The organism is Endozoicomonas sp. ALC013 (assembly GCF_049310205.1).
Taxonomy (GTDB): Bacteria; Pseudomonadota; Gammaproteobacteria; order Pseudomonadales; family Endozoicomonadaceae; genus Endozoicomonas.
This window is the reverse complement of record NZ_JBLYNS010000063.1, coordinates 17,504-28,440: the sequence shown is the minus strand read 5'-3', so window position 1 is coordinate 28,440 and position 10,937 is coordinate 17,504. Positions and strand designations below refer to the sequence as shown.

The following is a 10,937-nucleotide window of genomic DNA, read 5'->3' as shown; positions in this document are numbered from 1 at the left end:
TAATTGGGTATGGGTTTCCAGTGATCTATTATTTCAGGCAATGGCAGCCAGGGATGGCAATGTCCATCGCGGTTATGTGCTTGTCAGTGACACTCTGCCAAAATAACAACAGGAATAAAGTAAGTATTTGCGTTGCTGGGACTATTATGGCAGGTACAAAGTTTGCTATGATAGTGCGTTATTTCGCGGGCGGCTGTTTTACCCGTTATGCGGTAGCCTGTGGTCATTCTCCGGCTATTGTCATGGCCGGGATTGTTGCCGAACTCTCTCATCCTTTGCATGAAGGCGGGGGTACTTCATGGCTGTAGTTGCCAAAAAGTCATCCATGATTTTTTTCTCGGATCCAGCTGACCATTACTGTCACCGGGTTCGTATTGTGCTGGCAGAAAAGGGCGTTGCGGTTGACGTTCAGAATGTAAATCCGGAAAACCTTCCTCGGGAGCTTTCCGATCTGAACCCCTACAACAACGTTCCTACGCTGGTTGACCGGGAACTGGTTCTTTATGAACCCAACGTCATGATGGAATATCTGGACGAACGTTTCCCACATCCACCGCTGCTGCCGGTTTATCCAGTCAGCCGCGCCCAGAGCCGACTGATCATGCACCGCATTCAGAAAGACTGGTGTGTCCTGGTGGATACTATTCTGGATCCCAAAACCAAGGAGACACCTGCGGCCCGTGCTCGTAAAGAGTTGCGGGAGAGTCTGTTGGCGGTTGAGCCTGTTTTTGCTGAAATGCCGTTCTTCATGAGCGAAGAGTTTACCCTGGTGGACTGCTGTGTGGCACCGATTCTCTGGCGTCTGCCGTTGCTGGGTGTTGAGCTGCCGAAACAGGGTAAGTCTATTCTGGACTATGCTGAGCGTTTATTTGAGCGTGAGTCGTTCCAGGAAAGCCTTTCTGAAATCGAAAAGGAAATGCGTGAGTAACCTGGCTGGCGGCGTGAAGTGTTTGTCCGGAGGCTGTTATGACAATGACCAGTAGCCGTTCGTATATTGCCAGAGCACTGTATGAATGGATTCTTGATAATGATTGCACACCCTATATTCTGGTGGATGCCTATCGCCGTGGCGTTGAGGTGCCCCAGGAGTTCGTCAAGGATGGTCAGATCGTTCTGAACATCTCGCCAACCGCAGTACGGGCTCTGAATATTGGTAATGATTACATCATGTTTGACGGCCGTTTCGGTGGTCGCGCCCTGACGATTACCGTACCTGTTCCGGCATTGATGGCTATTTATGCCCAGGAGAATGGTCAGGGAATGGTCTTTGAGGCGGAACCCCTTGAGGAAGAGGTGGAAGAGATTCAGGCAGAAGTGCCGGATGATGAGCCTCCACAACCACCGAAAAAGCCGGGGCGTTCTCATTTAAAAGTGGTTAAGTAGCCCGTTTCTGATCCAAAGAGCCGCTATGCGGCTCTTTGTCATGATGCTCCGATTAGCCTTTGTACAAAATTTCTCTGTTGCGGCCTAAGCAGGCGACCTTTGAAATTTTCCATCGCCTGGGCAAGCGTTTCCATTTTGTTGCGGATTTCAGTGATGGAATTTTCGGGCAGGGTTTCTTCCGGGGCTGCATTAAGACTTTTCGCACCAGATGGCCTGTTTTTCGAGGCGTCATAGCCGGTGGCTGGCAAACCGGGCTGACCTGAAATTGATTTCCTGGCCATTACTTCCTTGATAAGCGCCAGCAGTTGCCTTCGGCAGTTAAGGAGCTCTATCAGATTTTCACTGGCTGTTTTTATATTGGATACAAAGCAGGTAATACGATCCTGTGCCTGGATAATCAGTTCAAGGTCACATTTGATCAGTGATAAATCCTGTGTTTCCTGATCACTGTCGAAGGTGAATAGTTGCAGTACATCGATGATCTCTTTTTGTAGCGTAAACGCATCTTGCAGTATTTGTTGATGTGTTGAGAATAATGTTGCCAGTTCAAAGACTTTATCACTGAGATTCCGTATCGGCTGTTTTTGTACAGTGATTTTTGTATTTTTATCGATTTTTGACCGCTCTTTTTGTCTGGCCAGATCGGCTTCCACTTTTTTCAGATAGTCAGTGGAGCACACTAAAATACCCCGGCTTCTCTGCATACCCTGAAGTACGACATCAAAAAATTGCTTAATCAGTATCTCGGATCGTAACGACTTTATCTGAACAATCAATAGTGAGTCGTCCGGCGGGTTATTAAGCATCTCCAATACAAGGGTATTGGCCTGTGATAGCTGACCACTCCCAAAATGTCGCCATGCCATGTTCAGTGAATCCTGTGAGCCAATTTCGATGTCCAGAGAAGCGATGTCTTCATCAACGTGATCACTACTGGCACTGCAGGGTGGTTGATGATTTTCCCCTGAGGTGGATTCTTCGCTGTCAGATTCATCGGGTTCCACAGTGTTTTGGTTCTTTTGTCCTGAGGCTATTGTTGACAGTTTGCGATTGATAATGGATTCTAATTTTTTCTGTTCCCTGGCATTATTTTCCTGCTCTTCTTTGATTAAAATATTCCAATACTTTTCTGCTTTGGCATTTTTAATCTCCAGCTCCTGACTGGTCATTTTTTTGAGTCTTTCTAATTGGGGTGACCAGATGGACTGGTAAAAATTGATTTGCTCGGTTGAATTAAATTTTTTCAATATTTTTTCAACATTTTGGTAGAGAATCAGTTGATCCTCTTGATCATAACTATCGTCTTGTTTTGCAGTTAAGTACTGAATTTTCAGCAATATTGTATCAATAAGAGGGTTAAACTGTGTGATGAATTCATAGTCTCTCAAGTCCAGTGTAATGATCAGCTCCAGTGTCTCCAGCAGATTGCTTTCATCGTGGCAATGGGCTATCCACTGTTTGATCAGAGCTTGTATGGGGGCGACATTTCTATCGCTTATAAAGTTTGCAACAAGGCGCTTACAGGAAACCAATATCAATACCATGTTTTTTAAGAATTGTTCTGATATATCGGCGTGCTGTAACGGGCTCAGCAATTCGATGAAGTTGGCTACCAGTTTTTCCAACTTATGATGTTCTTTGACGGTAATGTATTCTGTTGACTCTTTGGTAAGCAGGGTATTGTGAAATTCTACTAATTTCTGCGTCACCTCCTGTTCAAACAGTAGCTCTTCTTTAATATGAGCCAGTGCAGCAAAACCGTACAGCGTGTTGTAGGTTAACATGGCTTCTTGCATTTTGGTTTTTTCCAGAAAATTGTTTTTTGCCCTGTTTTTGGAGGCGTTTTCGAGTTCGCGGGTAATGATGGGGATATCCCGGGTGGCCAGTTCAATGCTCTGGTCAAGTAACAGAATGGCCCGGACATAAATATTGGCAGCTTTTCTTGCTTTTCTGGGATTGGCATCCTGATATAACTTAATAAAGTCAGCTGACAAAGTGTCAACACGTTGTTTCAGGGTTCGAACAATCTCTACCGCTTTTCTGGTTTGTTTTTTTGCTTCCAGTTTCTCGCTGATTTTGTACTTTGCCTGCAATACCGGGTCTGCACACTGGGTTTTATTACCACTGGCAGAGCTGGCCAGTCTGTATTCCTTACTGTTTCTGGCGACGAGAGAGGTTGTGTCTGTCTTATCGGGTTTTTGCCTGGCATTGTGGGTCGGGAGTTCCTGAATGGGACTGCCATGATCAAACAGGCATTTTGTCTGGTGATCCATTAACGACTTAAACGTCTCAAAAGACTCAGGCAGTGTCTGCCCCAGCAGTGTGGCTGTTTTGCTGTAGGCGTAGGTAAACCAGCTGTGAGTCCATAGTGTTTCGGTAGCTCGTTGAGCCTTGATGGCATAGAGCAATGTTTTCAGGCTGGCAGTCTCAAGGCGGTATCGGATAAGATCAAAATGAGGCATCCAGCTATGGAGAAAAGGCGCTTCTGTCTGCAGGTTGCACTGCGGATCAATACGGGAAATCAGGCGAATGGTCATATAAATAGCCGATAGGCCCGCCGCCTCTTCATAATGACTGATATCAGCCCCGTTATCAGTGGCCATTATGTAGGCAATGGCTGATTTTAAAAAGAACGTCAGGGACCGTGGAGTGTCACCTCGGTGCAGGGATATATGGCCCTTGAATGCACAGTTCAGCATTGCCGAGCGTATTGTGGTGATGTCGGTTTTAGCTGATTCAGGGGAATCACTGATTAACTGTGTCGGGGTTAATAAGCTATTGATCTCTTCATTTACCGGAAAATGCAGATCAATCTCTTGCCAGTCAGCGGCAGAAAAATTCTTTTTTTCTATATAATGCCCAGCATTGTGAATATGTTGGGGAATAATGGTCCTGTAATCAGGGTAGATCTCGTCGAACTCGGCAGGAAGAGTGAAGCGCAGCTTATGATATGTCTGGTTGCAGAAAGTCGGGTAGAGTGGCTGCATGGCAAGATTGAATGCTTCAGGAGATCCGGTCCGGGCCGCCAGAATCGCCAGTACAACGGGGGCTTGTATGTGCCATGCACGGTTGACGGTATGCAGGTCCCTGAGTATTTCAGTCATGAATATCGGGTTGTTCGCGTCACAGTGATGAATGATCTTATGCAGTGCCAGAAACAGTATGGATTCTATGTGATTTAACCGCTTTCCTGTTTCCAGTGCTAACAGTGTCGTATCCGAAAAGGCTCTCATGTCAACGGTTATCGGATTCGTCTGGTCGGGTTCCTGAATAACCTTTAACACCTCATCAAATAAACTGTCGCCCAGGTTGTCCAGTTTTTTCTTACTCAGGCTATTACTGGTTTTCGGGTTGGATATTATGGTTAACACGATCTGAATTTTTTTCTTGATGCGTTCCTCCCGGTCTGACGCTGTGGTCTCTGCCGGATTCGCTGGTTCGGCTGCTGTTTCTTTTGATGGCGTTTCTATTTCTGCAACACTGTTTACTGGTCTTTCCGGGGGTAGGCTTTCGGTTTGCTGTTCGACAACATCTAAGCTTGGGTGTATAGAGCCCAATGTCTCTTCAGTGATAGCTTGCTGATGAGCCGGTGGTTGACTGGCGTGATGTGGTGGCTGTTTACACTCAGTTTCTTTAACCCGGAAAGGCATAATAAGATAATGTTCAGCCAGCATATAGGGTCTGAAAACGTTAATCAGCCCTGGCGATGGTGAGGCTGAATAATAATGGTCTCCTCCGGAGTGAGCAATAAATAATAAACTGGTTATTCTTGCATCATTCGCGTCGCTATTAAACAGTGCTGGCTGTTTAGCCCTTAGTGTTTTAATCAGATTTGGCGTTAATTGATTGGCTTCATGAATACTGTGCTTATGTTTCTCAATATTTTGTTTTTTGGGATTGACTTTCAGTAAGATAATGGTTGTCCCGGTGACAATAGCCATTATGTGCAATAGAGAACTCCATCCGTAGTGGGCGGTATCATTGGGATTAGCTGCCGGATCGGCAATGAGTCGGCTCTTCAGCAGGTCATGGATGGATTTGCCCGGCTCCGGAAGGATCAGAGTATTCAGTTCCTCGTACTCAGGGGCGCTCAATCCGGCGTTGAGTGCACAGCCTATCCAGCAGTGGATTATATGCCTTACCATGTCAGGACGGATAACAACCTGCTCATGCGCAGTATTGTGGAGCGAGGTGCCCAGCAGAACATTATAGGTTTTCAGGAAGTTGGTTGCTGCTGCTCTGTTTTTATTCAGTCCACTGGCCAGGGACGCGTAAAAACAATTGCCATCTTTTGCCGTATTTTCCAGATCAAAATCATTTCTCAGTAAAATCATCAGTTCATTGAATGAGTAGGCCGTTTCATGCCTGCATTTATCGGAAGAAAGAATATTGATCAACGCCCTTTTTTCCTGGGATCTGGAATGTTTTAGCTGATAGGGTGAATCAAAAAAGCTGTGATATAGCTGATCAGCAGAGTAGATGTTCCTGATTAAAGTAATTGCTTCAACAAACCCACTATTCAGTGCCTTAAAGGGTTCTGACTTATGTAAACCCGGATTTTTTGGGTGATAGTAAAGGGTGAAAACGTGCTTCTCTATTTTTGAAAGAGTTATTGCGCTATTGAGTATGACTCTCAGTCTTTGATTGTCTTCTGTCGTTGTGATTAAATTGTCATGAAGTTTTGTCAACGACAAAAGGTCGAGAGCCAGATAACCCATTGTCGACAAAACAGGAATAGTACCTTTGTACTCTGTGCTTATATGGGTGGGGATTTTGATGACATAATCATCCCGGGTGAGGTCCAGTTGTTTCATCCATGTGGTTTTAACCGAGCATTCAATTTTGATCCAGGGTTTTCCGGTATGAAACAGGGTTAACTGCCCTGATAAAGGTGATAGCTCAGCATTATACGGTTGGTTACCAACAAGACGGAGGTTCGGGCTACAGTCTTTCCAGGGGAAATCTTCGCTAAACACAATTTGTTGCAGTCTTCGATTGAGTTGAATAAGCAGATTGTTGGTGGTTTTTTCATCATTCAACAGTATATCAATATCATTCACATTTTCATTGATACAAGTGTGTAGCAGGTCAATACCACAGGAACCAAAAATAACCAGTTGCTCCGGATGATCACAGTGAAAGTACATGATTTCCGTCAGCACTTCAAAGAAGATAGTCCGCTTGGTTGCTGCCAGAGAGGGTTGTGTTATTTTTGCCGCACTGGCTAACGGCAGGTCTTTTTGCGCGATTTCCGGGGGAGGGCTCGATGCTGCTCCATGCTCAGAAGTTGCTTGAACGGGTGAAGCAGGGTTTATTTCTTCGATTTTATAGCCGGTTAGCGGTTTTTCCAGCGAAGTATTTAACGGTGGCGTCTGATGATTTAATTGTGTCTCAACAGTATCGGTGCGAGCAGTACCGCTGGTGTTGACCCCGGTTAATAACGTTGCTGTTGACGCTGCATTATTTGACCCATTTGATACCTGCATTGTGAGACCTTGCCAACTTTACTTATTTAAAATACCTGAAAGGTCTAATCATAGCAGTGCAGGAAGGGGTAGTGACGAACTGGCAAGATTGGTAAAAAATAAACCCGGACGGTGAAACTCTCTGTTAAAGTTCTCAGTGCAATTGTCCAAAGCAGAACAGGAAGAAAAATGAAGCTTGCAATTATCAGTGGCAGTCATCGATTGGAATCCCAGAGTGAGCGGATCAGTCAGGTTTTGGCGAACCGTGTGCTTGAGCTTTCTCTGTTTGACTCGGTTGAGATTTTATCGCTGGCGGGCAACCCGCTTCCCCATTGGGATGAGTCCATCTGGCGTGGTGATGAGCAGTGGCAGGCCAGACTGGCACCCTGGAAACAAAAATTGCAAGAGGCGGATGCGCTGATTGTCGTGGCACCGGAGTGGAGCGGCATGGTACCGGCCGGGTTGAAGAACTTTTTTCTTCTCTTTGGTACCGCTGAGCTGGGCCATAAACCCGCATTGATTACTGCGGTTTCTGCCGGGCAGGGTGGGGCCTATCCTGTGGTGGAACTTCGTACCAGTAGTTACAAAAATTGCCGTATCTGTTATCTGCCTGATCATGTGATTGTCCGTCATGTCGGGCAGGTGTTCACCGGAGAGGATCCTGAAGGGGATAAACATTTGCAGGATCGGGTGGATTACTGCCTTAAACTGTTGAAGGCGTATTCAGCAGGGTTACAGCACGTCAGAGACAGTGGGGTTGTTGATCACAAAACATTCCGCAATGGCATGTAGCTGTGATGATATGCGGGAGACTGTTTTCGACAGCCTCCCGGTTCCCGCATTGCCTCACCATAGAATTCAATGGTTATCTCCCGCCTTGTTCAATTTCCTTTTGTTATAGAACTATTTAAGTCAACTTGTAGTCCATCATCGGGTCTGGGGTTGATCGGTGGTTGCTGTTTTTCATTTTTCTACAAAGGCATCTAAAGCCGATTATCAGGCCCTTTACCAGTCCGCCACATATCAATTCATCAGTTGAAGAGGTGCTCAAATGTCTGTTGGCAATGCTTCCCTGGCTCCCTTGCCCAATGTCTCATTTCCTGTCAGTGCTGAGGTACCGGGATCACCGGACGTTGGAACATTTCAATCCAAGTCTGTCGATTCAATCGACTCGAACTTGCCTCTGACCGAAGGGGATGTGGGTAAGGCAAGGATTTTATCTGAGATAGAAAAAGACGGCGGTAAATCAATACACGACAGATTACTGAAAAAGCTCCACCTGGATGCCACAGGCCCTGCCAGTGACACCGTGGGTGAGCATGTTCGGGAGCGGCGCAGTGCTGATACCGGGCAACAGGATGTCTCACGCAGGTTGACTTCGGTTCCTGTCATTATTGATCCGCAAAGACCGCTGGGGCCTGAAGATCTTACGGCGGATGATTCGTACATGCGGGTAGGTGGCAGCAGGAAGCCGGATAGCTTAGAGGTCAAGATTGATCGGGATAACGAGGTTGTATTTCGAATGAAGCATCATGACTCTCACGGTAATGCCACGGTATCAGCAGATAACGATATTGGTGTCAGTCCCTGCTTTGTGCCCCGGGGGGAGGACGTCACTAATCCTGATCTGGGCAGGGCCATGGGGGTATTCCATGATCAGTATCAGTGCAGTAATCATTTGTCCTCATACGGTGAGCTGTCCCTTAAACTGCAAACCGGTGACGAACCCGTTGAGGGAACGCTGTTTTCGCTGGAGGAGACCGTTGATTCCAGGCTTTATAAGAGCGCTGATGGCTATCTGTCACACCTGACACCGGATGCGTCGGTGGCAACCTATGAAGCATTGAAAACAGAAGGGGTGACATGGGAAACAGGCAGTGTATCTCCCATTGCCCTGAGGGTCATGAGTCATGACGGTAAAAACTACCTGACGCTGCAGGCCAGCGCCTACTATGAGCAGTTTAATACCGGGAATCAGGAGTGCATGCCCTCATTTGCAGGGGCGGCCACCTCGCTCAATCAGGCGAAATGTTGTGATGGCGTTCAGGATGGTAAGTATCTTGCCGTGATGCCTCTGCCTGAAGGCTGGTTTGAAATTAAGTATCAGGTTCAAAAGAGTGTGTTTTCAACCACCGGGGGGGCATCTGGCGGGGAGGTGAAACTGTGGGTGGACGGTGAGTTAAAAGCAAGCGCCTTTTGTCGTAACGGTAATAATAACCAGTTGGTTTTTGGGGGGGGGGATCTGCGCCCCAAATTTGGCTTGTTTGATGTGTCGGCCAAAGAGCTGACGGCCAAATTCAAAAAAACCTCGTTTTCTGACTCCTTCCAGAGTAAGAGTGCTTATGAAGATAAATGGGCAAATTATGCAGGTCATCCACATGTCAAAGGCCAGTGTGACAGACCGGTTGGAGGGGCCGATGATGATTCAAGAAACCCATACTGCTAGTTGGAGGTTGGCTTAACCTGAACAACATTCGGGTTGTTGGCCGGGGGCTACCACCCATGGCCCTTGCCGATTGGTCTAAAAATTTCCGATTTTTTATCCTCAATTTTCTGCCATCCCCGCTAAGGGCGCTTTTCTACACCAGACCAGACAATGAGGTGATCTATGGAATCAATTAGCAGGTTTTTTGGATTGTCCTCCTATCAGCGATTTGATCAACCCGGTTCTGCCAATTCCAGAGCAAGCTTTGCCAATCCCTACAATGAGCCCGAACCACTGGCGGCCTGCAGGGTCGGTGATCTCGGCCGTCTGGATAGGGAACTGCAAAAGCACAGATCTATTGTTTACCAGGATTACCGATCCAAAAAATCCGGGGATATCGTTTCCTTGCTGGTTATTGCAGTTGCTGGAAGTCATGTTGAGCTGGCTCGACTACTGATCGGTCAAGGGGCTTATGTTGACTATGTCACTAAAGATGGGTTCACGCCGCTCAGATATGCTGTGCAAGCAGGTCATGTTGAGCTGGCCCAGCTGCTGATCGGCAAAGGGGCTTGTGTTAACCAGGCTGGTAACAAAGGGTACACGCCGCTCTATGATGCTGCGACAAAAGGGTATGTTGAGCTGTCCCGTCTGCTGATCCACGAAGGGGCTGATGTTAACCTGAAAACTAAAAAGGGGTACACACCACTCTCTACTGCTACGGAAAAAGGGCATGTTGAGCTGATCCGGCTGCTGATCGACAAAGGGGCTGATGTTAACGTGGCTACTTATAAGGGGACTACGCCGCTCTATTTTGCAGTTAAGGAGGATAATGATGAGGTGGCCCGGCTACTGATTAGCAAGGGGGCTAATGTTAACCTGAAAACTAAAAAGGGGTTCACACCACTCTCTCATGCTGCGGAAAAAGGGTATGTTGGGCTGATCCGGCTGCTGATCGACGAAGGGGCTGAAGTTAACGTGGCTACTTATAAGGAGACTACGCCGCTCTATTTTGCAGTTCAGGAGGATAATGATGAGGTGGCCCGGCTACTGATTAGCAAGGGGGCTAAAGTTAACCTGGCTACTGAAGACGGGTCCACGCCGCTCTCTTATGCTGCGGAAAAAGGGTATGTTGGGCTGACCCGGTTGCTGATCAACAAAGGGGCTGATGTTAACCTGGCTACTAAAAAGGGGGCCACGCCGCTCTTTTATGCAGCTCAGAATGGTAATAATGAGATTGTCAGACTCTTATTAGCTAATGGAGCAGACCCAGAGAAAAAATTGAAAATATTGAACTTGGGGCGTTATTCTTTCACCAAGGCACCTCTTAGTGCCGCCCTGGTCAATCGCGGAGACAAAGAAACTGTGAAAATGATAAAAAAAGCCATAAGAGAAAGAAAAATCCATTCATCCAGTGAATGCTCATCATTGCGTGCTGGTCAAAATGCTTCTTACGGTGCAATTCGATAAGCGGGTATCAGTTGTGTTGACCGGCTTCCAGCTCATCAAAAAAACCTAAGTAGCTAACCATATGAAATCATATATTTCTGACTCCTTGTTCAGGCACTCTGCTTCGTTACAACTGCGGTCACATAGCTATGGCTATGCTCCCTCCGTTGTGCCTCGCATAGCACCTGCCCAAGTAGCCAGAAATATATGATTTCATA

7 protein-coding genes are annotated in these 10,937 nt (G+C 46.8%); 6 read left to right on the top strand and 1 reads right to left on the bottom strand.

Annotated elements, in window-relative coordinates:
- The first annotated feature begins 146 nt into the window (after positions 1 to 146).
- From ACO6V1_RS12960 to ACO6V1_RS12950, 3 genes are read left to right on the top strand one after another with little or no spacing between them, the layout of a single operon-like run.
- Positions 147 to 308 (top strand): hypothetical protein, encoded by a 162-nt coding sequence (locus ACO6V1_RS12960; RefSeq protein ID WP_422450892.1) that lies wholly within the window; start codon positions 147 to 149, stop codon positions 306 to 308.
- Positions 299 to 928 carry a glutathione S-transferase N-terminal domain-containing protein gene (locus ACO6V1_RS12955; protein ID WP_422450894.1) on the top strand — a complete coding sequence of 210 codons (630 nt, stop codon included), beginning with the start codon at positions 299 to 301 and terminating at the stop codon, positions 926 to 928. Before ACO6V1_RS12960 ends, ACO6V1_RS12955 begins: the two co-directional genes overlap by 10 nt.
- 38 nt (positions 929 to 966) lie before the next feature.
- Complete coding sequence (locus ACO6V1_RS12950; protein ID WP_422467109.1) at positions 967 to 1,383, top strand: ClpXP protease specificity-enhancing factor; 417 nt, start codon at positions 967 to 969, stop codon at positions 1,381 to 1,383.
- A gap of 38 nt (positions 1,384 to 1,421) precedes the next feature.
- Here ACO6V1_RS12950 and ACO6V1_RS12945 read toward each other — a convergent pair whose 3' ends face one another.
- Positions 1,422 to 6,869, bottom strand: a complete 5,448-nt coding sequence (locus ACO6V1_RS12945; protein WP_422467107.1) for a hypothetical protein — start codon at positions 6,867 to 6,869, stop codon at positions 1,422 to 1,424.
- 168 nt (positions 6,870 to 7,037) lie between these two features.
- On the opposite strand from ACO6V1_RS12945, the gene ACO6V1_RS12940 reads away from it, so the two are divergent.
- From ACO6V1_RS12940 to ACO6V1_RS12930, 3 genes are all read left to right on the top strand, one after another.
- Positions 7,038 to 7,640 (top strand): NADPH-dependent FMN reductase, encoded by a 603-nt coding sequence (locus ACO6V1_RS12940; protein WP_422450900.1) that lies wholly within the window; start codon positions 7,038 to 7,040, stop codon positions 7,638 to 7,640.
- A gap of 259 nt (positions 7,641 to 7,899) precedes the next feature.
- Positions 7,900 to 9,294 (top strand): hypothetical protein, encoded by a 1,395-nt coding sequence (locus tag ACO6V1_RS12935; protein ID WP_422467105.1) that lies wholly within the window; start codon positions 7,900 to 7,902, stop codon positions 9,292 to 9,294.
- A 384-nt stretch (positions 9,295 to 9,678) separates the two neighbouring features.
- Positions 9,679 to 10,740: an ankyrin repeat domain-containing protein gene (locus ACO6V1_RS12930; RefSeq protein ID WP_422467103.1), complete on the top strand. Its 1,062-nt coding sequence runs from the start codon at positions 9,679 to 9,681 to the stop codon at positions 10,738 to 10,740.
- Positions 10,741 to 10,937 lie beyond the last annotated feature (197 nt).